The organism is Variovorax sp. PAMC 28711, assembly GCF_001577265.1.
In the GTDB taxonomy this organism is placed as follows: domain Bacteria; phylum Pseudomonadota; class Gammaproteobacteria; order Burkholderiales; family Burkholderiaceae_C; genus Variovorax.
In genome coordinates, this window is record NZ_CP014517.1 from 2235334 (window position 1) to 2257202 (window position 21869).

General features: G+C 63.5%; 21 protein-coding genes and 1 other annotated feature. Of the genes, 17 read left to right on the forward strand and 4 right to left on the reverse strand.

Annotation, left to right across the window (positions count from 1 at the left end; genetic code table 11):
• Window positions 1–819, forward strand: a complete 819-nt coding sequence (locus AX767_RS11050) for a M55 family metallopeptidase (protein WP_068631300.1) — start codon at window positions 1–3, stop codon at window positions 817–819.
• Window positions 820–844: 25 nt separating this feature from the next.
• Here the strand turns inward: AX767_RS11050 and yiaA are convergent, their stop codons facing one another.
• Together yiaA and argC are read right to left on the reverse strand one after the other, a co-directional pair.
• Window positions 845–1279, reverse strand: a complete 435-nt coding sequence (gene yiaA, locus AX767_RS11055; protein WP_068631301.1) for an inner membrane protein YiaA — start codon at window positions 1277–1279, stop codon at window positions 845–847.
• Window positions 1280–1313: 34 nt separating this feature from the next.
• Entirely contained in the window at window positions 1314–2237 is a 924-nt protein-coding gene (gene argC, locus AX767_RS11060) for an N-acetyl-gamma-glutamyl-phosphate reductase (RefSeq protein WP_068631303.1), read from the reverse strand.
• A 191-nt stretch (window positions 2238–2428) separates the two neighbouring features.
• Between argC and sucC the strand changes: the two genes are divergently transcribed.
• The 8 genes from sucC (at window position 2429) to AX767_RS11100 (ending at window position 10438) form a co-directional block, all read left to right on the forward strand.
• A complete protein-coding gene (gene sucC / locus AX767_RS11065) occupies window positions 2429–3595 on the forward strand; it encodes an ADP-forming succinate--CoA ligase subunit beta (protein ID WP_068631305.1) in 1167 nt (388 codons plus the stop codon).
• A 9-nt stretch (window positions 3596–3604) separates the two neighbouring features.
• Window positions 3605–4498: a succinate--CoA ligase subunit alpha gene (gene sucD / locus AX767_RS11070; protein ID WP_068631306.1), complete on the forward strand. Its 894-nt coding sequence runs from the start codon at window positions 3605–3607 to the stop codon at window positions 4496–4498.
• Between the two features lie 101 nt (window positions 4499–4599).
• Window positions 4600–5280: a TerC family protein gene (locus tag AX767_RS11075; protein WP_068631308.1), complete on the forward strand. Its 681-nt coding sequence runs from the start codon at window positions 4600–4602 to the stop codon at window positions 5278–5280.
• A gap of 22 nt (window positions 5281–5302) precedes the next feature.
• Window positions 5303–6118 (forward strand): Stp1/IreP family PP2C-type Ser/Thr phosphatase, encoded by an 816-nt coding sequence (locus AX767_RS11080; protein ID WP_068631310.1) that lies wholly within the window; start codon window positions 5303–5305, stop codon window positions 6116–6118.
• Window positions 6119–6142: 24 nt separating this feature from the next.
• Entirely contained in the window at window positions 6143–6793 is a 651-nt protein-coding gene (locus AX767_RS11085; RefSeq protein WP_068631312.1) for an FHA domain-containing protein, read from the forward strand.
• A gap of 18 nt (window positions 6794–6811) precedes the next feature.
• Window positions 6812–9064: a CHASE2 domain-containing protein gene (locus tag AX767_RS11090; RefSeq protein WP_237288418.1), complete on the forward strand. Its 2253-nt coding sequence runs from the start codon at window positions 6812–6814 to the stop codon at window positions 9062–9064.
• Window positions 9065–9084: 20 nt separating this feature from the next.
• Window positions 9085–9888, forward strand: coding sequence for a 3',5'-cyclic-nucleotide phosphodiesterase (locus AX767_RS11095; protein ID WP_068631313.1), 804 nt, complete (start codon window positions 9085–9087; stop codon window positions 9886–9888).
• A 202-nt stretch (window positions 9889–10090) separates the two neighbouring features.
• Complete coding sequence (locus tag AX767_RS11100) at window positions 10091–10438, forward strand: pilin (RefSeq protein ID WP_068631316.1); 348 nt, start codon at window positions 10091–10093, stop codon at window positions 10436–10438.
• A gap of 1 nt (window position 10439) precedes the next feature.
• On the opposite strand, the gene AX767_RS21015 is transcribed toward AX767_RS11100, so the two are convergent.
• A protein-coding gene (locus AX767_RS21015) for an IS3 family transposase (protein WP_156480933.1) occupies window positions 10440–11668 on the reverse strand; the annotation gives its coding sequence in 2 pieces (ribosomal slippage) (window positions 10440–11380 and window positions 11380–11668; 1230 coding nt in all).
• Window positions 11274–11390 (reverse strand) — a sequence feature (AL1L pseudoknot). It overlaps the preceding gene by 117 nt.
• Here AX767_RS21015 and AX767_RS22275 point away from each other — a divergent pair.
• The 8 genes from AX767_RS22275 (at window position 11667) to AX767_RS11145 (ending at window position 21338) form a co-directional block, all read left to right on the forward strand.
• The gene (locus AX767_RS22275) at window positions 11667–11900 is read left to right on the forward strand and encodes a pilin (protein WP_082754986.1); all 234 of its coding nucleotides are present in this window, start codon (window positions 11667–11669) and stop codon (window positions 11898–11900) included. The two genes, AX767_RS21015 and AX767_RS22275, sit on opposite strands and share 2 nt — an antisense overlap.
• 599 nt (window positions 11901–12499) lie before the next feature.
• The gene (locus AX767_RS11115) at window positions 12500–12979 is read left to right on the forward strand and encodes a type IV pilin protein (protein WP_068631318.1); all 480 of its coding nucleotides are present in this window, start codon (window positions 12500–12502) and stop codon (window positions 12977–12979) included.
• A 38-nt stretch (window positions 12980–13017) separates the two neighbouring features.
• Window positions 13018–13572 carry a GspH/FimT family pseudopilin gene (locus tag AX767_RS11120; RefSeq protein ID WP_068631320.1) on the forward strand — a complete coding sequence of 185 codons (555 nt, stop codon included), beginning with the start codon at window positions 13018–13020 and terminating at the stop codon, window positions 13570–13572.
• Window positions 13569–13982, forward strand: a complete 414-nt coding sequence (pilV, locus tag AX767_RS11125; protein ID WP_068631322.1) for a type IV pilus modification protein PilV — start codon at window positions 13569–13571, stop codon at window positions 13980–13982. Before AX767_RS11120 ends, pilV begins: the two co-directional genes overlap by 4 nt.
• On the forward strand, window positions 13979–15214 hold the full coding sequence (locus tag AX767_RS11130) for a PilW family protein (protein ID WP_168164851.1): 1236 nt from the start codon (window positions 13979–13981) through the stop codon (window positions 15212–15214). The genes pilV and AX767_RS11130 overlap by 4 nt, the downstream gene beginning before the upstream one ends.
• Window positions 15215–15273: 59 nt before the next feature.
• On the forward strand, window positions 15274–15864 hold the full coding sequence (locus AX767_RS11135; protein ID WP_156481030.1) for a hypothetical protein: 591 nt from the start codon (window positions 15274–15276) through the stop codon (window positions 15862–15864).
• Window positions 15865–15867: 3 nt separating this feature from the next.
• Window positions 15868–19602 carry a pilus assembly protein gene (locus AX767_RS11140; RefSeq protein ID WP_082754988.1) on the forward strand — a complete coding sequence of 1245 codons (3735 nt, stop codon included), beginning with the start codon at window positions 15868–15870 and terminating at the stop codon, window positions 19600–19602.
• A 98-nt stretch (window positions 19603–19700) separates the two neighbouring features.
• Window positions 19701–21338, forward strand: coding sequence for a PglL family O-oligosaccharyltransferase (locus AX767_RS11145; protein ID WP_082755146.1), 1638 nt, complete (start codon window positions 19701–19703; stop codon window positions 21336–21338).
• On the opposite strand, the gene moaC is transcribed toward AX767_RS11145, so the two are convergent.
• Entirely contained in the window at window positions 21308–21811 is a 504-nt protein-coding gene (moaC, locus tag AX767_RS11150) for a cyclic pyranopterin monophosphate synthase MoaC (RefSeq protein ID WP_068631329.1), read from the reverse strand. The two genes, AX767_RS11145 and moaC, sit on opposite strands and share 31 nt — an antisense overlap.
• Window positions 21812–21869: the final 58 nt, after the last annotated feature.

A 21869-nucleotide genomic window follows, 5' to 3' on the forward strand; every position in this document is an offset into this window, starting at 1 on the left:
ATGAAGGTGCTGATCTCGGTCGACATCGAAGGCGTGGCCGGCGTCTTCCACTTTCAGCAGACCCGCGCGGGCAACCCCGAATACGAGCGCGCCCGCCGCTGGATGACCGACGAGGCCAACGCGGCCATCGCCGGCGCGTTCGACGCTGGCGCGACCGTGGTGTACGTCAACGATTCGCACGGCGACTTTCGCAACATGCCGCCCGATCTGCTCGATGCGCGCGCGCAGGTGATCCAGGGCAAGCCGCGCTACCTGAGCATGGTGGCGGGTGTCGATCTCGGCGTGGACGGCGTTTGCATGGTCGGCTACCACTCGCGCGCGCAGGGCGCGGGCATCCTGGCGCACACGATCAACAGCTTCGCCTTCGCGGCCGTCGAGTTCGACGGCCAGCCGATGAGCGAGGCGGGCATCTACGGCGCGTTGGCCGGCGAGTACGGCGTGCCGGTGTGGATGGCCAGCGGCGACGACGTCTTCATCGCCGAGAACCGCGCGCTGTTTCCGGCAACCACCTTCGTTCAGACCAAGCAGGCGATGGGGCAGACGGGCGGCGTGTCGCTCTCGCCGGCGCAGTCGTGCGCTGCGATCCGGGCCGGTGTCGTGTCGGCGCTGGAAGGCCGTGCCGCGGTGGCGCCGTGGGTGTGGCCAACGCCGCTCACCGTCACGCTGCGCACGCAGACGCCGGCATTGGCCGACCTCTTCTGTCAGTGGCCGACGTTCGAGCGGACGACGCCGGTCGAGTTGCGCTTCGGCGCACCGACGGTCGAAGCGGCGGTGCGGATGCTGAACGCGTGCTCGGCGATGTCCGCGATGCTGCGCTGACGCAGCGCCGCCGCGGACCGCGAACTCAGGCTGCGTCGGCCGCGCCCAGGCCGCCGTTTTCGGCCTGGTGCGAAGCGATGTCGCGCACGTTCTTCTGCACGGCGACCGCGCCGAACAGTGCAAGCAGGAAGGCCATCGCGTAGAAGCCCTTTTCGCTGTTCGCCAACGTTGCGTTGAACAAGCCGACGGCCAGCAGCGCCACCGACAGCAGCAGCGAGATCCAGCACAGGCTGTAGTAGATGCCCGTGACCGTGATGCCCTCGAGGCGGTCGCGCACCGACTTCTGCAACGACACCGCCGCGAACAGCCCATACATCAGGATGGTGAAGTAGTAGCCCTTTTCATTGAGCTGCATGGTCGCGTTCCACAGCCCGATCAGGTAGACGATCGCACCGACGAACAGCGCCGTCCATGACGCAGCGACGAATGCGCGGCTGGGTTTCGGGAAAGGGGTGGCCATGATTTCTCCTCGTTGTTATGGTGTCGAGCGACGCTCAAAGACCGAGCATCAGCTTCAGATTCTGCACGGCCGCGCCGCTCGCGCCCTTGCCCAGGTTGTCGAGGCGCGCGATCACGACCGCATGGCGGTGGTCTTCGTTCGGGTAGACGCGCAGCTCGAGCACGTTGGTGTCGTTCAGCGCAGTGGGCTCGAGCTTGCCGTCGGCAGTCGGTGGCAGCACCTTCACGAACTGTTCGGGCGTATTGCTCTTCGCGTAGTGGGCGGCGAGCGCCTCGTGCAGGTCGGCGGCGTGCGGCTTGCCCGGCAGGTCGTCGAGGTGCAACGGCAACTGCACCAGCATGCCCTGCCGGAAGTTGCCGACCGCCGGAATGAACACCGGGCGGCGCGTGAGGCCGGTGTACTTCATGATTTCGGGGATGTGCTTGTGCTTCAGGCCGAGCGCGTAGGTTTCGTAGAGCGGCGCCTCGCCTTTTTCGCAGGCCTCGATCATGGTGCGGCCGCCGCCCGAATAGCCACTGACCGACGGCAGCGCGATCGCGAAGTCGGCCGGCAGCAGACCCGCGTCGACCAGCGGGCGCACGATGGCGATCGCGCCGGTCGCGTAGCAACCCGGGTTGGCGACGCGGTCCGATGCGGCCACGGCCTGCCAGTGGCCGGCGACCAGTTCAGGGAACCCGAAGGCCCAGTCGGGGTTCGTGCGGTGTGCCGTCGAGGCATCGATGATCTTGGGCTTCTTGCCGGGCAGCTGGTCGATCAGGGCGACCGATTCGATGGCCGCGTCGCCGTGCAGGCACAGCACCACGAGGTCGACGCTGGCCATCAGATCGCGCTTGGCGGCCACGTCTTTTCGCAGCGCGGGCGCGATGCTCACGAGTTCGATCTGCGGCATCGACTGGAGCCGCTCGCGAATTTGCAGGCCGGTGGTGCCGGCTTCGCCATCGATGAAGACCTTGGCCATGGTGTTGCTCTGGAGAAAGTACAAGAAACTACGTATTGACCGCAGCGGCGCAGCAAGCGTTGGTGCGGCGCACCATGATACAGTCCGCGGTTGTTCGCCGCCCCCAGCCGTCAGGCTGCCGTCGCCCGCGGACAACAGCCAGATCACCTCAGATTTCCAGTTCTCAACCTCCCTTCCGAGAGATCCCCCTCATGAAGATTCACGAGTATCAAGGCAAGGAAATCCTTGCCAAGTTCGGCGTACCGGTGCCTCGCGGCATTCCGGCTTACACGGTGCAAGAGGCGGTCGAAGCCGCCCAGAAACTCGGCGGCCCGGTGTGGGTGGTCAAGGCCCAGATCCACGCCGGTGGTCGCGGCAAGGGCGGCGGCGTCAAGCTGGCTCGCTCGCTCGACGAGGTCAAGAAGCTCGCCGGCGAAATCCTCGGCATGCAGCTCATCACGCACCAGACCGGCCCCGAAGGCCAGAAGGTGCGTCGCCTGCTGATCGAAGACGGCGCCGACATCCAGAAAGAGTATTACGTCTCGGCCGTGACCGACCGCGCCACCCAGCGCGTCGCGTTCATCGTTTCGAGTGAGGGCGGCATGGACATCGAAGGCGTCGCGCACGACACGCCCGAGAAGATCATCACCGACTTCGTCGATCCGGCCGTCGGCCTGACCGACGCCCAGGGCACGAAGCTGGCCGCCGGCATCGGCGTTCCGCAAGCATCGCAGGCGCAGGCCGTCGACGTGATGCAGAAGCTCTACAAGATCTTCATGGAGACCGATGCGTCCCTCGTGGAAATCAACCCGCTCATCCTCGAAGGCAACGGCAACATCAAGGCGCTCGACGCGAAGTTCAACTTCGACGCCAACGCGCTGTTCCGTCACCCTGAAATCGTGGCCTACCGCGACCTCGACGAAGAAGACGCGGCCGAAGTCGAAGCCTCCAAGTTCGACCTCGCCTACATCTCGCTCGACGGCAACATCGGTTGCCTCGTGAACGGTGCCGGCCTGGCCATGGCCACCATGGACACCATCAAGCTGTTCGGCGGCGAGCCGGCCAACTTCCTGGACGTGGGCGGCGGCGCCACCCCCGAGAAGGTCACCGAAGCCTTCAAGATCATGCTGAAGAACAAGAACGTCGAGGCCATCCTCGTCAACATCTTCGGCGGCATCATGAAGTGCGACACCATCGCCACCGGCGTGATCGCGGCCTGCAAGGCCGTCAACCTGCAAGTGCCGCTGGTCGTGCGCATGAAGGGCACCAACGAAGTCGAAGGCAAGAAGCTGCTGACCGACTCGGGCCTGCCCATCATCAGCGCCGACACCATGGCGGACGCGGCCCAGAAGGTCGTGGCAGCAGTCAAGAAAGCCTAAGGAAACGTCATGTCGATCTACATCAACAAAGACACCAAAGTCATCACGCAAGGCATCACCGGCAAGACCGGTCAATTCCATACGGAAAAGTGCCAGGAATACGCGAACGGCAAGAACTGCTTCGTCGCAGGCGTGAACCCGAAGAAGGCCGGCGAGTCGATCTTCAACATCCCGATCTTCGGCTCGGTCAAGGAAGCCGCCCAGCAAACCGGCGCGACCGTGTCGGTGATCTACGTGCCGCCAGCCGGCGCGGCCGATGCGATCTGGGAAGCCGTCGAGGCCGACCTCGACATGGCGATCTGCATCACCGAAGGCATCCCTGTGCGCGACATGCTCGTGCTGCGCAACAAGATGCGCGCCAAGGAAGCCGCCGGCGGCAAGAAGACGCTGCTGCTCGGCCCGAACTGCCCCGGCCTGATCACGCCCGACGAAATCAAGATCGGCATCATGCCCGGTCACATCCACCGCAAGGGACGCATCGGCGTGGTCTCGCGTTCGGGCACGCTGACGTACGAAGCCGTGGCGCAACTGACCGAAATCGGCCTGGGCCAATCGTCGGCAGTCGGCATCGGCGGCGACCCGATCAACGGTCTGAAGCACATCGACGTGATGAAGGCGTTCAACGACGATCCCGACACCGACGCGGTCATCATGATCGGCGAGATCGGCGGCCCGGACGAAGCCGACGCTGCGCGCTGGTGCAAGGACCACATGAAGAAGCCGATCGTCGGTTTCATCGCCGGTGTGACGGCCCCTCCCGGCAAGCGCATGGGCCATGCCGGCGCGCTGATCTCAGGCGGTGCCGACACGGCCGAAGCCAAGCTCTCCATCATGGAAGAGTGCGGCTTCACCGTGACCCGCAACTTCTCGGAACTGGCCAAGCTGCTCAAGGCCCGGCTGTAATCGAAGCCCTGCGGTAAAGAGAGCTCCCAAAAAAGAAAAAGCGCCCGCAATTCAGGTTGCGGGCGCTTTTTCAATACAAAACAGAGCGGAGAAGACAAAACATGGAATTGATGCAAAGCGCCGAGTTCTGGATCGGCCTGGTCAAGATCATCTGGATCAACATCATCCTGTCCGGCGACAACGCCGTCGTGATCGCACTGGCTGCACGCTCGCTGCCGCCGGACCAGCAAAAGAAGGCCATCTTCTTCGGCTCGGCGGCCGCCGTGGTGTTGCGGATTGCGCTCACGGTGGTGGCGGTCAAGCTGCTGGCGCTGCCTTATCTGCAGATCGTCGGCGGCCTGCTGCTGCTCTACATCGGCGTCCAGCTGCTCAGCGACGAAGATGACGATGAGGGCGAAGGCAAGGAATACGGCACGCTTTTCGCGGCCGTGCGCACGATCCTGATCGCCGATCTGGTCATGAGTCTGGACAATGTGATCGCCGTCGCCGCGGCAGCGCAAGGCAGCACGACGCTGCTGGTGCTGGGCCTGGCGATCAGCATCCCGCTCGTCATCTTCGGCAGCACGCTCATGATCAAGCTGATGGAGCGCTTCCCGATCATCGTGGTGCTCGGCGCCGCGCTGATCGGCTGGGTCGGTGGCGAAACGATGGTGAGCGACGTGTCGCTGCGAGAGGTGCTGGTCGCCAATCCGTGGCTGCATTACGCGGCGGCGGCGGCCGGGGCGGCTTTCGTGGTCGGCCTGGGCCGGTTCCTGCAAAAACGCGCGCGTGTCGCGCACTGATTCGGAAGACTGAACGACGTCCATGGCGAGTTTCGGCATCACCGGTCCGGCTTTGGGCGGCGCGCTGTCCTGGGATTTCGCTGCCCTCACGAACTCCGGCCGTGTGCGCGCGAACAACGAGGACGCGATCGCTTTCGACCCGACATTGGGGCTCGCGATCCTGGCCGACGGCATGGGTGGCTACAACGGCGGCGAAGTGGCCAGCGGCATGGCGATCGCCCTGCTGCAAGCCAGCTTCGGCCGCTGGCTCGCCCATTCGGGGCCGCTCGCGCACCCGCGTGCGCTGCGCCGTGCGCTGCAGGCCGGCGTCGACGAATCCAACCAGGCCATTCTCGAAGCGGGAATCTCGAACGTCCAGCTGCAGGGCATGGGCACCACGCTGGTCGTGGCCGTGTTCGGACCGCAGCGCGCGATCGTCGGCCACATCGGCGATTCGCGCTGCTATCGCCTGCGCAACGGCCAACTCGATTTGCTCACCCGCGATCACTCGCTTTTGCAGGAGCAGCTCGACGCCGGCATCATCACCGCGGAGCAGGCCGCGCAGTCGCCGCACCGCAACCTGGTGACGCGCGCGCTGGGCATCGAGCGCCATGTCGACCTCGAAATGCACGCACACGCGGCCCAGCCGGACGATCTGTTCATGCTCTGTTCGGACGGTTTGAGCGAGATGGTTTCCGACGCGCAGCTTTTCACGCTTTTGTTACAAGATATCGGGCTGCCTGAAAAAGCAACACTTTTGGTTGCAACTGCCAACGACAATGGCGGACGGGACAACATTTCGGTTGTCTTGGCCCGCGCAGGTGACATGAACACGTCAGAGCCAGGCAAGACGAAATAAAACACTCGGATTCAGGAGTCGGCCATGCCGAAAGTGATCGTTTCGATCGACGGTGTCGTGATCAAAGAGGTGACCCTTGCAAAGGACCGCACCACTTTAGGCCGCCGACCGTACAACGACATCGTGATCGACAATCTCGCCATCAGCGGCGAGCATGCCGTGCTCCACATGATCGGCGTCGACGTCTATCTTGAAGACCTCAACAGCACCAACGGGACGTATGTCAACGCTCGCGCCATCAAGAAACAGGCGCTGGAACACAACGACGTCATCGAAGTCGGCAAGTACAAGATCCGCTACCTCACCGGCGCGGTGGTGTCCGAGGCGATCGCGCGCACGGTCCTGCTCACGCCGTCTTCGGCGCCCATTCCCCTTTCGGTTGCGCCCACGGTGTCTGCGTCGCTGGGCGGCAGCGGCATCAGCGCCGCCGTCATTCGTGTGCTCTCGGGCGCTGGCGCCGGCCGCGAGCTCTCGCTGCAGAAGGTCGTCACCACCATCGGCAAGCCGGGCGTGGCGGTGGCCGCTGTCACCCGCCGAATCCAGGGCTACGTCGTGGCCCCCATCGATGGCGGCACCATCCTCAACGGCGAGCCCCTCGGCACCGAGGCCGTGGCCCTGCAAGACGGCGACGTGCTCGAACTCGGCGGCACCCGGATGCAGTTCGTCCAAGCCTGATCCGCGGTTTTTCGCGCCATGCCCGTGGTGATCCAGGCCGTCCGGCGGCACTGGCCGCGCATGGCGATCACGCTGGTCGCGGTGGTCCTGGCGCTGGCGCATGCCACCGGCCTCTACCGCTTTTCGTTCATCGACCGGCTCGACAACTTCATCTATGACGTGCGGCTGCGCTCGACGCTGCCCCGCACCCTCGATCCGCGCATCGTCATCGTCGATATCGACGATGCCAGCCTCCAGGCCATGGGCCAGTGGCCGTGGAGCCGCGACAAGCTGGCGCGGCTGACGACCGAACTCATGGACCGGCAGCAGGCCGCCGTGCTGGGTTTCGACGTGGTGTTTGCCGAGTCCGACGGCAGCTCCAGCCTGCAGGCACTGCAACAACTGGCCGCCGGCCCCTTGCGAAACGTGCCCGGGCTGGCCGACGAGATCGACCGCATGGCGCCCGCGCTCGACCACGACGCCGCGTTCGCCGCGGCGCTGAAAGACCGGCGCGTGGCGCTCGGCTACTACTTCACCCAAAAGGGTGCCAAAGGCCTGTTGCCCCAACCTGCGCTGCCGCCGGACGCCTTTCCGCCGACCCACGACTACATGACGCGCTGGGGTGGTTTTGGCGGCAACATCCCGCCCCTGGCAAACGCGGCCGCGTCGTCCGGCTTCCTGAACATGCTCATCGAAGGCAGCGGCGACGGCCTGGTGCGATCGGCGCCCTTGTTGGCCGCCTACGAAGGCGACGAAGCCAGGCCGGGCTATTACGAATCGCTCGGCCTGACGGTGTACCGGCTGGCGAGCGGCATGCCGTCCGTGCAGGCGTCGCTCAAGCCCGGCGGCGCGCTCGACGCGCTGCTCATTCCGGGCCGGGCGGCGCCTCTGCGCATTCCGGTCGACCAGACCGGCAGCATGCTCGTCCCCTTTCGGGGGCCGGGCGGTGCACAGGGCGGATCGTTTCGCTACGTGGCCGCGGCCGACGTGCTGAACGGCGGGCTGGCACCCGGCGAACTGCGGGACAAGATCGTGCTGGTCGGCGCCACCGCCCCTGCGCTGCAGGATTTGCGCGCCACGCCGGTCAGTGCGGGTTTCCCTGGCGTCGAGGTGCACGCCAACATCATTTCGGGCCTGTTCGACCGCCGCCTGCCGGAAGCGCCCGGCGAATCCGACATCTACGACGTGCTGGTGATTCTGCTGGCGGGGCTCGGGCTCGCCTACGGGCTGTCGGTGCTGTCGGTCGCGCGCGCGGTGCTGCTCGGCGTGGGCACCGTCGCCGTGGTGGTGGGGCTGAACAGCTGGCTCTATCTGCAGGCCTATCTGGTGCTGCCACTGGCCGCCGCGCTCGTCATGATTGCGCTGGCCTTCGCGCTCAACGTGGCGTGGGGCTACCTCGTGGAGGCGCGCGTTCGCCGGGGGCTGACCCAGCTCTTCGGCACTTACGTGCCGCCGCAGCTCGTGCAGGAAATGCTCCTCTCGCCGCGCCGCTACAGCATGCGCGCTGAGAGCAAGGAGCTCACCGTGATGTTCTGCGACATGCGCGGCTTCACCCAGATGTCCGAGCAGATGGCGCCCACCGAGTTGCAGACTTTCCTCAACGGCGTCTTCAGCCGGCTGACCGAGATCATCAGCACGCACCGCGGCACCGTCGACAAGTACATGGGCGACTGCGTCATGGCTTTCTGGGGCGCCCCGGTCGACACGCCCGACCACGCCGACCTCGCCGTGGCCGCCGCACTGGAGATGGCCGCTGCCGTGCACACCCTCAACCAGGCGCACCGCGCCAGCGGGCACCCCGAAATCAGCGTGGGCATCGGCCTCAACACCGGCACCATGAGCGTCGGCGACATGGGCTCCGCGCTGCGCCGCAGCTACACGGTGGTGGGCGACGCGGTCAACCTGGCGTCGCGGCTCGAAAGCCTGAGCGGCCACTACGGCGTGGAGGTGATCGCCAGCGACGCCACGCGCCGCGCCGCGCCGCAATTCGTCTGGCAGGAACTCGACCTCGTCGGGGTCAAGGGCAAAGCCCGGACCGTCACCATTTATTCGCCCCTCGCGCGGCCCGCGGCGGCGAGTGCAGAACAACTCGCCGACCTGGCCCGCTGGCAAGACGTGCTCGCCGCCTACCGTGCGCAAGACTGGGCGGCGGGCCGAACCCTTTTGACGCCGCTGCTCGCGACCCCTGCCAAAAAAGTCCTTTACCAGCTGTACGTCGAACGTTTAGCCTCCATGGCGTTGCGCCCGAAAGACGCGAGCTGGGACGGCGCAACCCGGTTCGAAACCAAGTGACATATCAAAAGGCCCACAAAATGCAGGTGCGCGTGTTGGGTTGCTCTGGCGCCATCGCCAAAGACTGCCGCACCACTTCTTTTCTGGTCGACACCGATTTGCTCGTCGATGCCGGCACCGGCGTCGGCGACCTCACTCTGGACGAAATGGCCGGCATCGACGACGTGGTGCTCACCCATTCGCACCTCGACCACGTCGCCGCCCTGCCCCTGATGATCGACGCCGTGGCCAGCCGCCGCCAGCAACCGCTGCGCGTGCACGCCTTGCGCGCCACCATCGAAGCACTGCGCGCCCACGTGTTCAACAACGTCATCTGGCCCGACTTCGCGAGCATCCCCAGCCGCGAAAAGCCGTTCGTCAGCTTTCACGACATCGCGGTCGGTCAGAAGCTCGAACTCGGCAGCCGGCTGCTGAAGCACATCGAAGTGCTCCCCGCCGTGCACACCGTGCCCGCCTGCGGCTACGCCGTGCGATCCGCCCAGGGCGGCCCGAACTGGGTCTTCAGCGGCGACACCGAACGCAACGCGCCCTTCTGGGAGCGCATCAACGCGATGGACGTCGGCGTGCTGGTGATCGAAACCGCCTTCAGCAACCGCGAACAGGCCCTGGCGCAGCGCAGCCTGCACCTGTCGCCCGCCACGCTGGCCGACGAACTCGCGCAGATCGCGCCCGGCCGGCGCTACCCGATCTACATCACCCACACCAAGCCCGCCGAGACCGAAGAAATCATGAGCCAGATCGACGCGTTCGCCGCCGGCGAGCTGCTCGGGCTGGCGCAGCGCGACATTCGCTGGCTGCAAACGGCGGGCGTGCTTGAACTCTGAGCGACATTTTGGGCAGATGACAAATTTGTCACCGCCGTCCGCGAGCAAACTGGCGCTAAGTGTCACATGGTGTAACCAGAATGTGAACTAGTCCGCACAAATGTCAGCGTGGGACACCTCTGGCGCGCTGGCACAGATGCTGCGGATAGATAGGCGCTCCGGGAGGTTCCCGGGCCTTATTTACCAACCTGGAGTTTTTCAAATGAACCGTCGTTCCATTGCACGCAACGTACAAAAGGGTTTCACCCTTATCGAATTGATGATCGTCGTGGCGATCATCGGTATTTTGGCTGCTGTGGCTTTGCCGGCTTACCAGGACTACATCGCTCGTGCACAGGCCACGGAAGCTGTCTCGCTCGCCGAGGGCCAGCGCATAGCTGTGCTCGAAAAGTTCACGCAGGACGGCACGTGCGCAACCAACGCGGACGCTACTACTGCTAAGGCCGCCGGCACGGCCGTCGACACCGACATTACCGGAAAGTACGTGCTCAAGACCACCCTTGGCGGCACCGTGAACCGCACCGGGTTTCGTAGAGGCCAGTTGGTTTAAGTCAGGCCGGTATGACGGCCTGCTCGGCGAGATGCCGGTAGTAGTTTGCCTCAGCCTCGGCGGGCGGGATGTAGCCAATGGGCTCCAGCAGTCGATGGTGATTGAACCAAGACACCCATTCGAGCGTCGCGAGTTCCAAGGACTCCTTCGTCTTCCAAGGCGCCCGGCGATGGATCAATTCGGCCTTGTAGAGACCGTTGACCGTCTCGGCCAGAGCGTTGTCGTAGCTGTCGCCTTTGCTGCCAACCGACGGCTCCACGCCGGCCTCTGCTAACCGCTCGCTGTAGCGGACAGAGACGTATTGCGAGCCCCTGTCGGAGTGCGCCACAAGGCTTCGATCGCGTTCCGGCTGCCTTGCGTACAGTGCCTGCTCCAGGGCATCAAGGACGAAGTCTGTCGTCATCGAACTGCTGACTCGCCAGCCTACGATGCGTCTGGCGTAGACGTCGATGACGAAGGCCACGTATTGCCAGCCTTGCCAGGTAGAGACGTACGTGAAGTCCGAGACCCAAAGCTGATTCGGCCTGTCGGCCTTGAACTGCCTGTTGACTTTGTCCAGCGGGCACGGCGCCCTGCGGTCGCTGATCGTCGTTCGTACGACTTTGCCCCGCATGACGCCGCGAAGTCCGAGGCGTTTCATCAGCCGTTCAACCGTGCATCGGGCCGCCGCTGTGCCTTCGCGAGCCAACTGCCGCCAGACCTTCTCGGCGCCGTAGACCTGCATGTTGGCTTGCCAGACGCGCTTGATCTCTGTTGCAAGAATGTCATCGCTCTGCGCTCGTGCGCAGCGCCGTTCCGGCTCGCGACGAAGCGCCGCATGCCGTCGATACCCGGACGGGGAGATCTGCAAAACCTTGCAGATCGGCTCGACCCCGAACGTATCGCGATGCTCGTCGATGAGCTCTCTCAGGACTTGAATCGGCGGTCGAGCTCCGCCTGGGCGAAAAACGCACTCGCCACCTTCAGGATCTCGTTGGCCCGGCGCAATTCCTTGACCTCGCGTTCGAGCTCTTTGACGCGCTGCGCCTCCGACGTCGTTACGCCATCGCGCGCGCCGGAATCTATCTCGTGACGCTTGACCCATGTCAGCAGCGTCTGCGGCACGCAGCCGATCTTCGGGGCAATCGATTCGACCGCCAGCCACAGCGAGGGGTACTCCCCGCGGTGTTCCAACACCAGGCGCACCGCGCGCTCGCGGACCTCAGGTGAGAACTTGTTCGACTTGTTCATGGCTCCATCTTCTCAAAGGGTGGAGCCTCCACAAATCCCGGTGCGGTTCACCGCAAGTGCGGCAGGCGGCTGCACCATCGTGTCAACATTTAAAGACGCTGGCGTAGCTACGCCCCTTGTTTCTAAAACTGTGACCTTGACGCTAAGCAACGCCGACAAGGGTTCAAACGTCTGGACCTGCACGTCGACCGCGGCGCAAAAGTATGTTCCGAAGACGTGCGCTGGCGTCTAAAGTTTCTCTCCCCTAAAGCCGCCGCCCTCGGGCGGCTTTTTCACGCCTGAAGCGCCCGTTTCACGGTTTACACGTTCCGCCTTCGCTGCTCACTGCCAGCGATAGGTGCCCGAGGGGATGTTCCTAATCGCCGAAAACGCAGGGCTTTTCTTCCGGCGGACGTGGCGGACATCGTCGATGTACAACTACGGATGCGACATGCTGCTTAGTTCGCCCTAAACAATCCTGGTTTTACCCGAACGCGACGTTGTGAGACGTGCAAGCCGACGACAGCGAGGCCAACAACGCGCGCAGGCGGAACTCCGCTGCCGAAGCATCGTCCTGCTGCTTGTAGCTTGTAAGACATCGAGCTCAATATTGGCCGCCTTCGGGCGGCTATTTCTATTTCTAGACGACGTGAACATTGGATCAACAGAGGCAGTTCATCCGAATGCACCTCGCCATCGAAAGCATTGGTGCTGCTATCGATCAAGGAAGACAGACAAACGGCGCAAGCCGGCCGCTCAGCGGTAACTCTTCAAAGAGCCAAAATGGTCCACAAGACGTAAACTTTGGTAACAAACAAAAACAATGGTGACACGTCGCCTGAAAGGATCCACATGCCATCTTCCAAAACCAATGCCTTCCAAAGAAAACAAAAGGGCTTCACGCTTATTGAAGTCATGGTTACGGTGGCGATCATTGGCATCCTGGCCGCAATTGCCTTGCCTTCTTACCGAGATTACGTCTTGAGGGCGCAAGTGGTGGATGCGAGTAACGGGCTTTCGGCGATGCGCGTCAATATGGAGCGGTACTTCCAGGACAACAGGACGTACCTTTCTACCGGCGCGTTCACGTCACCCTGTCTCGTGGCAGCCAATTTGCGCATGGTGGGGTCTTTTCAATTGTCTTGCGACGGCACGTATGGTGCGGCGACAGCTTCAACTTTCACGCTGGTGGCAACCGGTTCTGGTGCGACCAACGGGTTCGTATTCACGGTCGATCAGGCGAATAACCGGGCGACGCCTGCTGTCCGCAGTGGCAGTGGCTGGAATACCTGCGCCAACGACTGGGTCACGAGCAAAGGACAGACGTGTTGAATCGCCGTTCCTTTTGCAGAGGCTTTACCCTGTTAGAGATGGTCATCACCATCGCGGTGATGGCGATTCTGGTGGGACTGGCGATGCCTTCCATGTTCGAGTGGGTCGCCAATTCACGGGTCAGGACGGTGGCCGACACGCTGCAAAACGGGGTGCGACTGGCGCAGAACGAAGCTTTGCGACGCAACCGGCAGGTCGTTTTTTCATTGACCAACAGCAGTTCACCGCAAACCGCATTGACGGCGTCCGCCAATGGAAAGAACTGGTCGATCAACTGGGTTCCTGCGGCACTGGACGCGGCCACTGCGCCGACTTTTATCGAGGCGGGCGTGCTGACGACGGCTGGCGCGGGTGTTCAGATTGCTGGGCCATCCGCGATTTGTTTCAACGCGAATGGACGGCTTGTCACCAATCCCAGCCCGGGTGTGACCGGTGCGAACTGCTCCATTGCCTCGGCGCCGACTTACGACATTACCAAGACGGGTGCGGAACGCAGGTTGCGTGTATTGGTCGCGCTCGGAGGGCAGGTTCGCATGTGTGATCCCGACAAGGCACTTTCACGTGATGTCCCCGACGGGTGTCCCGCACCATGAAAAAACCACATCTGCCTGCATCGCGCGCTGGTCAACGTGGCATCGCCCTGCTGGAGGTTCTCGTCTCGATCCTTCTCTTTTCGCTAGGCATATTGGGACTGGTCGGGCTGCAAGCGCGGGCGGTCACGACATCGGTCGACGCCGAAGACCGAGGTCGTGCGGCCCTGCTCGCCAACGAGATCGCCAGCACGATGTGGCTGACGGACTCGGTCACCGTGAATGGCACCGCGTGGCAGGCGCGCGTCAGCGCACCAACGACGGGCGGCTTGTCGAACGGCACCGTGACCATCACGCCGGTGGCAGGCACCACCAACAGCGCGGACATTCTCATCCAATGGCGCTCACCCACTCGCACCGCCAGCAGCGCCAATGCAGGCAGCCAGCTCTCAACCCGGGTGACGCTGCCATGAGCCATCCATTTTCTGAACGGCGGACATCCGGGTTCACGTTGATTGAGCTCATGGTGTCGATCGTGATCGCACTGATCGTCACCCTGGCGGTGACCAGCACTGTGATCACGAACGAATCCACCAAGCGGACCACCACCTCGACCAACGACATGAACCAGACAGGTTCGTACGCGTCTTACTTCCTGGACCGGGCGGTCCGCAGCGCCGGCTCCGGCTTCACGCAGGCCTCTTCGCTGGCCGGCATTTTCGGGTGTCGCCTCACCGCCAAAATGGGCAGCACTCCGGACTTGCCTCGCACGAACCTCGCATTTCCCGCGCCGTTTGCTACTTATTTTCTGGGCGGCGCCACGGGCAGCGGAAACTTACGCGTAGCGCCGGTGCTGATTGGCAAAGGTCAGGCCGATGGGCCGTTGATTGGCGCGACGTCGGGCGCAGGCTCCGATGTCCTGGTCGTCATGGGCGGCAATGCCGCGGCCGGTGATGTGCCGCGGCCGCTGTTGTCGAATGTGTCGTCGACAGGAACGAGCAACATCGTACGGGTCAACAATGCGGTGGGCATCACGGGCGGCGACTTGACTTTGGTGAGCCAGACAGGAGAGACAGATTGCCTGTTGGAACCGGTGACCAGCACCTTTGTAGACACCGTGGGAAACACCACGATCCCGCTGAGTGGCACGTACTTCACGTCGACCGGTAGCAGTACCAGCCTGGCGGCCATGGCATCGAGCGGATCGGCCTACCTGACACCGCTCGGTAACACCACTGCCAGGAATGTTCAATTCCAGTTGTTCGGTGTAGGTGCTAATCGGACGTTGTTCGCGTACGACCTGTTGCGCGCCGATGGCAACGACGCCGCGCAAGCGATTGCCGATGGTGTCGCGCAAATGCACGCGCTTTACGGCCTCGACACGAATGCCGACGGCATCCTGGACAAATGGGTCGACCCGGGCGCCACGGGGTACGACATTGCCACCCTGATGGCGAATCCGGCCACGATCCGCCAGATCGTCGCCATCCGGGTCGCCCTCGTGATGCGCGGCAACAAGTACGAAAAGGAGGTGGTCTCGACCACCATTCCCGCGCTGTTCGACAACCTGACGCCCGCGCCGGATGCGTCACTCAAGCGTGCGGCCGTGACGCTCTCCACCTCGGGCGACGACCAGCACTATCGCTATCGCCTTGTGGAATTCACGATTCCGCTGCGCAACGTTTTGCTGTTGCCCACCTCATGATGAAAAATCATCCTTCCGCAGCGCGACAAGAGGGCGTTGTCCTCCTGTTGTGTCTCATCGTGCTGGTGGTGCTCTTGGCCGGAGGCGTGGCCGTGATTCGTTCCATGAACACTTCCTTGTTCGCGGCTGGCAACATTGCCTTCAAGCGCGATCTGGTGAATCAGGGGGAGCAGGCGCTTTCCAAAGTCACGACCGATTTCAAGGCGGGTGGCCCACTGGCAGCGACCAGCACGCTGGCGACCAACGTGCCGGCATCGAACTACAGCGCGGTGCAACTGGTCGCCAATGCAAGTGGCATCCCCAACGTGCTGTTGACCACGGGTGCGGCTTCGGGCGCCGATATCAGCGGCGCGACCTTCACCCCGACGGGCGCGGACATGTCCGGCGTGCTGGCAGGAACCAGCGGCGCGGCTTCGGGTATCACCATCCGCTATGTCATCGACCGCCTCTGCAACGCCACTGGCGCGGCCAGCATCGGCAAATGCGCTTACACGCCCTCCAGCGGCGATGTGGCCGGTGGCAGCAGCCAATTGCCCGCCAGCAAACGCCCACTCACCACCCTGCTCGCGGTCTACCGGGTGAGCGTGCGCATCACCGGTCCGCGGGGCACGCAGGTCTTCTTGCAGAGCTCATTCACCAAACCCGAGTAAGCCATGAAATATTCTCGTTTTTTGCTGGCTGTTTTGGCTCTCGGCGCCATGGCGGGCCATGCTTCCTGGGGTGCGGTGACGCTTTCCGATCAACCCGTGTTTGCCTCGGCGGACGTGCCGGGCAACCTGGCGCTGGCACTGTCCGTGGAGTTTCCCACTGCCATCAGTGTGTCGAATCTAGGCGACTACGCCGATGCAAAAAACTACCTCGGATATTTCGATCCGATGAAGTGCTACACCTACATGCTCAACACGGCCACGCCGGCTCAGAGTTACTTCCAGCCGGACGGCAAGGCCACGGGAAGCAACTCCCATACCTGTGCCGGCAAGTGGAGCGGCAATTTCATGAACTGGGCCACGATGCAGACCATCGACCCGTTCCGGTGGGCCTTGACCGGTGGCTATCGCTCTAAGGACGAGCTTACCGAAACCGTGCTGGAAAAAGGCTGGGGTTCGGCGCAAGGCGCGCAGGGCAACTTTCCGCTGCGCGGCACTGGGGCGGGCAATGGACACAAGATGGCAACCGGTCTGGTCGGCTCGGTGACCCCGCTGGGCTGGAACAGTTTCAACATGAGCATCTGGAAGCGCGGCAACACCATGGTGTTTTCGGGGACTGGTGATTACGGCAACACAGGTGTGGCTGGCACGGATTGGCGCGATGCCGCCAATTCCGGCGACTCTACGAAGGTCTATCGCGTCTATGTGCGGGTCAAAGTATGTGATCCCTCGACGTCAGCGGGCGGGCTCGAATCGAACTGTGTGAAATATTCCGGCGGCTACAAGCCCGAAGGCTTGATGCAGCAATACGCCAACAAGATCCGCTACAGCACATTTTCCTTCCTGAACGCTAACGGCAGCGCGCAGCAGGGCGCCGTGATGCGCGCGAACATGGGCTTCATCGGCCCGACCTATCCCCAGCCGCTGTCAACGACAGTCATCACCAATCCGAAAGCGGAGTGGGATGGGGTCACTGGAAAGATGATCGACAACCCGGACACGGCGTTGGCTTCGGAAAGCGTGGTGCCCAACAGCGGAGCCATGAATTTTTTGAACAAGTTCGGGCAAACGGCCAAGTCTTATATGACCAATGATGCGGTCAGCGAGCTGTACTACGCGGTGCTGCGTTACTTCCAGAACCAGCCGAATGTGCCGGAGTGGACCAACAACCTCACGGCAGCGACGCTGGACGGTTTTCCGGCGCCCAAAAGTTGGGTGGGCAAAGATCCCATCATCTATTCGTGCCAGCGCAACTTCATCCTGGGCATTGGCGACAACAACACCCACTTTGACACGAACACCGGGGGTGGCACGCTGAGCAACGCAGGCCGGACTTACCCAGCGCTTGTGACAAGTGACACCTTCAATCAATCCCAGACTTGGACGCGCAACGTCGAGACACTGGAAAAGCTGACCACCCGGAATGCGGCATGGGGAGACAAGGGATCGGAATACATGGCAGGGCTTGCCTACGGGGCGCACGTGCTCGACAACCGCCCCGATTTACCGGGTGATCAGACGGTCTCCACCTACTGGATGGATGTGCAAGAGAACCAAGTGGCGCAAGACAGGAATCCGTATTGGCTCGCTGCGAAATACGGCGGTTTCAACGTGCCGACGAACTTCGACATCAGCACCACTACGACGCTGACCCAGAGCTGGTGGAATTCGTCCGGCGACACCATCTCGATGAGTGGCACCCCTCGACCACGCCCTGACAACTATTTTTTGGCTGGGGATGCAGCCGTCATGGTTGCTGGCTTGAGCAAGGCTTTCACGAGCATTGCCAATGCTGTGAGTGCGTATACGACTTCTTTTTCGCTGTCATCGGCCATCATCAGTAACTCGGGCAGTGCCTCCTATGCGGCCCAGTACTCGTCAAAGGGCTGGTCTGGCGTGGTCACGGCCAGCACACTGGCGATTGCGAGCGATGGCACTGCAACCTCGACGCCGGCGTGGAACAGCACGACGACGCTGGGAACGCAGTTGGGCACGGGTCAGTTTTCAGGCACGGGGTGGAGCGCCTCGCGCCGCGTCGTCACCTGGAACGGTGGGGGAACGCCTTTCCGTTATGCCAACTTGAGCAACGATCAGAAAACCGCGTTGAACACGGCTTACGTTGCTGGCGATGATGGCGCGAACTACCTCAACTATCTGCGTGGCGAACAGGCCAATGAGGTGGGCTCCGCGGTCACCGGTAGCACGCCCGTGTACCGGACCCGTACGGTGCTGTTGGGCGATATCGGAAATTCCAAAGTCACTCCTGTGGCACCTCCCAACCAGAGCTATGCGGAATCCATCAACCCTGGCTATTCAGCGTTCAAGACCAAGTGGAATGTCACGACACCGCGGCCGACTGTGGCTTACGTTGGCGCCAACGACGGGATGCTGCATGCCTTCAACGGTGCATTGACGGGCGCCAGTGCAGGAGCCGAGATTTTCGCCTACGTGCCAAGTGCGTTGTATCAAGGACCCAACGGCACGCCGCAAGTGGATGGCCTGGCAGCCCTTGGCAATCCCAGCTTCAACCATCACTACTACGTGGATGCCACGCCACAGGTGTTCGACGTGGACTTCAACTATGCCGGCGGGTCACTGACCACCACGTCGACAGCCACGGCAGACTGGCATTCCGTACTGATCGGCGGGCTGGGCAAGGGCGGCAAGAGTTTTTATGCGATCGACGTCACCGACCCGGCGGCAATGACGTCGGAGACGGCGGTGGCTGGCAAGGTCCTCTGGGAGTTCACTGCGCCCAATATGGGCTTTAGTTATGGCGCGCCAACGGTCGTCAAAACCACAAAGTACGGTTGGGTGGTTATCCTGACCTCTGGTTATCAGGATGCGGGCGGTGATGGCTATGGCTATCTCTATTTCGTGAACCCCAAGACAGGCGCGCTGCTCGAAACCGTCAAGACGAGCCTGCCCGCAGATGGCATGACACATGCGTCGGCTTTCGTACGTGATTTCACAGACGGCGTTGCCGACGCCGTCTATGTGGGTGACGCCAATGGTCAAGTTTGGCGTTTCGACATCACTGGGGCGTCGGGCAACTACTCGGCCCCACTGCTGATGGCGACGCTCAAGACCACTGCAGGCGTGGCACAGCCGGTGACGACGCAGCCGCTGATCGAGATCCATCCGACCACCCGAAAGCGCTACGTGATGATCGGGACGGGCCAACTGCTCACATCGGCCGACGTCAACTCCGGCGCCAGCCAGACTTTCTTTGCGCTGATTGACGGCACCTCCAACGTGTTCAACACGGCGGCATCACTGCCGCCGACGGTGACCTTTCCGCTCAAGCGCTCAAACCTGACGGCGCTGACTGATCTGACCAAGGTCGCTACCCTGCCCAGTGAATCATTGGGGTGGTACATCGACTTGGGTAAGGATGGGACAACGGGAATTGGTTGGCGGATGGTCAGCGCGGCCACCTCGGCCAGCGGAGTGGTGGCCTTCGCTTCCACGCTGACGACGACCGACGCCTGCAGCCCTTCCGGGACCAGTCGCCTCTATGCGGTCAATTTCGGGACCGGACAGTCGGCTCTCGAAAACAATGCGGCATACATCCCCTACACCGCCGGCGCGATCACTGACTTGAGCTTTGTCACAACGAACGGAACCATGCGCCTGGTGGCAGGGCTGGACAACGGCAAGGTGCTGAGCCCGCCGATCACACCGTCCGCCAGCGTCGGCATGCGCTTGCTGAACTGGCGGGAAATTCCAACGGTGAACTAAGGCATTTATTTCCGCTGGCTTGGCTGCTGGAAGGATACGTAGCGGATAACTTTTGTGGTTTGCAAGGTGCGTTTATGTCGTACCGCCACAATCCGTCCATGCCTCTTCCCGGCGCCTTGCTGCTCGCGCTTCCTTTTCTTTTCCCCTTCGTCGCTGGCCCGTCCGCTAACACGCTGCAGCTCCTTTTTTCATGGGCCTGCGCCGCAGTATTCCTGCTGCTTTCTCACCGTGGAACCGCTCGGCCGGACTGGCGCATCGTCCTGTGGTTGGCACTCGTTGCCGGCTGCGTCGTCGTTTTTCGCGGTCCCGTCTTCGTCTTCTGGGCGGCGGCGCTGGGGGCGATCGCGGTGGTGGCGAGCGCTTCGCTGGCTGGTGCGCGCATGGTGGGCGGTGAACAGCGGGCGGCGCTCGCCTGGGGCTTGCTGGGCGCCGGGCTCGTCAGCGCGGTGCTGGGGCTGCTGCAGTACTACGGCCTCGCCGAAGCGCTGGTGCCCTGGACGACCACGCCCGGTGAGGGTCAGGCCTACGGCAACCTGCGCCAGCGCAATCAGTTCGCCACGCTGTTGAGCATGGCGCTCGTGGCGCTGCTGTGGCTCTACGCCACTGCGCCCACGTCACGCCGGCGCCGGCTGCTGCTGCTGGCATCGGCCGGGCTGCTGCTGGTCGCGCAGGCGGCATCGACCTCGCGCACCGGCTTGCTTCAGCTGCTGCTGACGGCGGGTGTCGCGGCCTTCATCGCGCGCCGCGACCGGCGCCTGCCACCGCCGCTGGTGCTGTTGTCGTTGATTCCGCTCTACTTCCTGGCCGGCTGGGTGCTGCCGCAGTTGGCGGGCGGCGACGTCGAAGGCATGGTCCGCCGCCTGCGCGAAGGCGCACCCGAAGGTCACAGCCGCCTGGTGCTCTGGCGCAACGTGGTCGCGCTGATCGCGCAGCACCCGTGGACGGGCTGGGGCTGGGGTGAACTGAGCTTTGCGCACTACGCCACGCTGTACGACGGGCCGCGCTTCGTCGAGATTCTCGACAACGCGCACAACCTGCCGCTGCACCTGGCGGTCGAGTTGGGCGTGCCGGCGGCGGCGCTGGTCTGCGGCGGTTTCGGCTGGCTGGTGCTGGCGTCGACGCCGTGGCGCGAGCGCGATCCGTGGCGCCTGATGGTGTGGAGCGTGCTCGCGATGATCGTGCTGCACAGCCTGCTCGAATACCCGCTCTGGTACGGCCCCTTCCAGCTGGTGTTCGGTCTCTGCCTCGGCATGCTGTGGTCGACGCCACCGGCCGGCAACGCCAAGCCGACGGCGCGCCTGGCGCGAACGGGGCACGCACTCGCTGCGGCTGCGTTGATCGCCATCGTGGGTTACGCCGCCTGGGACTACACCCGGGTGAGCCAGATCTACCTGTCGCGTGGAGACCGCTTGCCGGGCTACCGGGACGACACGTTGGCCAAGATCCAGCCGTCGTGGCTGTATGCCAACGAAGTGCGCTTTGCGGCGCTGTCGCTCACGCCGCTGACGCGCGCCAACGCGGCCGAGGTGCACGCCCTGGCCGAGCGCTCGTTGCACTTTTCGCCGGAGCCGTCGGTGGTCGTGAAGCTGATCGAAAGCGCGATGCTGCTCGGCCAGCAGGACGAAGCCTTCGCGCATGCGGCGCGCTTCAAGGCCGCGTATCCGGCCGACTACGCGCGCTGGCTGTCGGGCAACGCGCGCGCCGGCTACGCGGTGCCGGCCGGGTCCGCCAAATAACTCCCCGACTTCCCCCCGTGCTTCTCCAGCACCCGCACGCCGCTGATCGTCATCCGGCGGTCCACCGCCTTGCACATGTCGTAGATGGTGAGCAGCGCGACCTGCACCGCGGTGAGCGCTTCCATTTCGACGCCGGTCGGGCCGACCGTTTCGACGGTGGCCGTGCAGGCCACCTGGGGCACGCTGCCGCCGGCCGGGTCGACGAGCGCGAAGGCGACAGCCACCCGGGTCAGCGCGAGCGGATGGCAGAGCGGGATCAGGTCGCTGGTCTTTTTCGCGGCCTGGATGCCGGCGATGCGGGCGATGCCGAGCACGTCGCCTTTCTTGGCGGTGCCGGCTTCGATGAGCGCGAGGGTGGCGGCCTGCATCTCGATATGGCCGGTCGCGACGGCCACGCGATGGGTCGCGGCCTTGCCGGCGACGTCGACCATGTGGGCCTGGCCGTGCGCGTCAAAATGGGTGAGTGAAGACATGGTGGAGCGGGTGTGAACTGTAGCCAGATCGCCGCATCATAAGAGCCCGAGTCTCGTA

What these genes read in the sequence shown, in the direction of transcription:
- AX767_RS11050 (WP_068631300.1), top strand. Translation starts at nt 1, where the DNA reads ATGAAGGTGCTGATCTCGGTCGACATCGAAGGCGTGGCCGGCGTCTTC.
- yiaA (WP_068631301.1), bottom strand. Translation starts at nt 1,279, where the DNA reads ATGGCCACCCCTTTCCCGAAACCCAGCCGCGCATTCGTCGCTGCGTCA.
- argC (WP_068631303.1), bottom strand. Translation starts at nt 2,237, where the DNA reads ATGGCCAAGGTCTTCATCGATGGCGAAGCCGGCACCACCGGCCTGCAA.
- sucC (WP_068631305.1), top strand. Translation starts at nt 2,429, where the DNA reads ATGAAGATTCACGAGTATCAAGGCAAGGAAATCCTTGCCAAGTTCGGC.
- sucD (WP_068631306.1), top strand. Translation starts at nt 3,605, where the DNA reads ATGTCGATCTACATCAACAAAGACACCAAAGTCATCACGCAAGGCATC.
- AX767_RS11075 (WP_068631308.1), top strand. Translation starts at nt 4,600, where the DNA reads ATGGAATTGATGCAAAGCGCCGAGTTCTGGATCGGCCTGGTCAAGATC.
- AX767_RS11080 (WP_068631310.1), top strand. Translation starts at nt 5,303, where the DNA reads ATGGCGAGTTTCGGCATCACCGGTCCGGCTTTGGGCGGCGCGCTGTCC.
- AX767_RS11085 (WP_068631312.1), top strand. Translation starts at nt 6,143, where the DNA reads ATGCCGAAAGTGATCGTTTCGATCGACGGTGTCGTGATCAAAGAGGTG.
- AX767_RS11090 (WP_237288418.1), top strand. Translation starts at nt 6,812, where the DNA reads ATGCCCGTGGTGATCCAGGCCGTCCGGCGGCACTGGCCGCGCATGGCG.
- AX767_RS11095 (WP_068631313.1), top strand. Translation starts at nt 9,085, where the DNA reads ATGCAGGTGCGCGTGTTGGGTTGCTCTGGCGCCATCGCCAAAGACTGC.
- AX767_RS11100 (WP_068631316.1), top strand. Translation starts at nt 10,091, where the DNA reads ATGAACCGTCGTTCCATTGCACGCAACGTACAAAAGGGTTTCACCCTT.
- AX767_RS22275 (WP_082754986.1), top strand. Translation starts at nt 11,667, where the DNA reads ATGGCTCCATCTTCTCAAAGGGTGGAGCCTCCACAAATCCCGGTGCGG.
- AX767_RS11115 (WP_068631318.1), top strand. Translation starts at nt 12,500, where the DNA reads ATGCCATCTTCCAAAACCAATGCCTTCCAAAGAAAACAAAAGGGCTTC.
- AX767_RS11120 (WP_068631320.1), top strand. Translation starts at nt 13,018, where the DNA reads ATGGTCATCACCATCGCGGTGATGGCGATTCTGGTGGGACTGGCGATG.
- pilV (WP_068631322.1), top strand. Translation starts at nt 13,569, where the DNA reads ATGAAAAAACCACATCTGCCTGCATCGCGCGCTGGTCAACGTGGCATC.
- AX767_RS11130 (WP_168164851.1), top strand. Translation starts at nt 13,979, where the DNA reads ATGAGCCATCCATTTTCTGAACGGCGGACATCCGGGTTCACGTTGATT.
- AX767_RS11140 (WP_082754988.1), top strand. Translation starts at nt 15,868, where the DNA reads ATGAAATATTCTCGTTTTTTGCTGGCTGTTTTGGCTCTCGGCGCCATG.
- AX767_RS11145 (WP_082755146.1), top strand. Translation starts at nt 19,701, where the DNA reads ATGCCTCTTCCCGGCGCCTTGCTGCTCGCGCTTCCTTTTCTTTTCCCC.
- moaC (WP_068631329.1), bottom strand. Translation starts at nt 21,811, where the DNA reads ATGTCTTCACTCACCCATTTTGACGCGCACGGCCAGGCCCACATGGTC.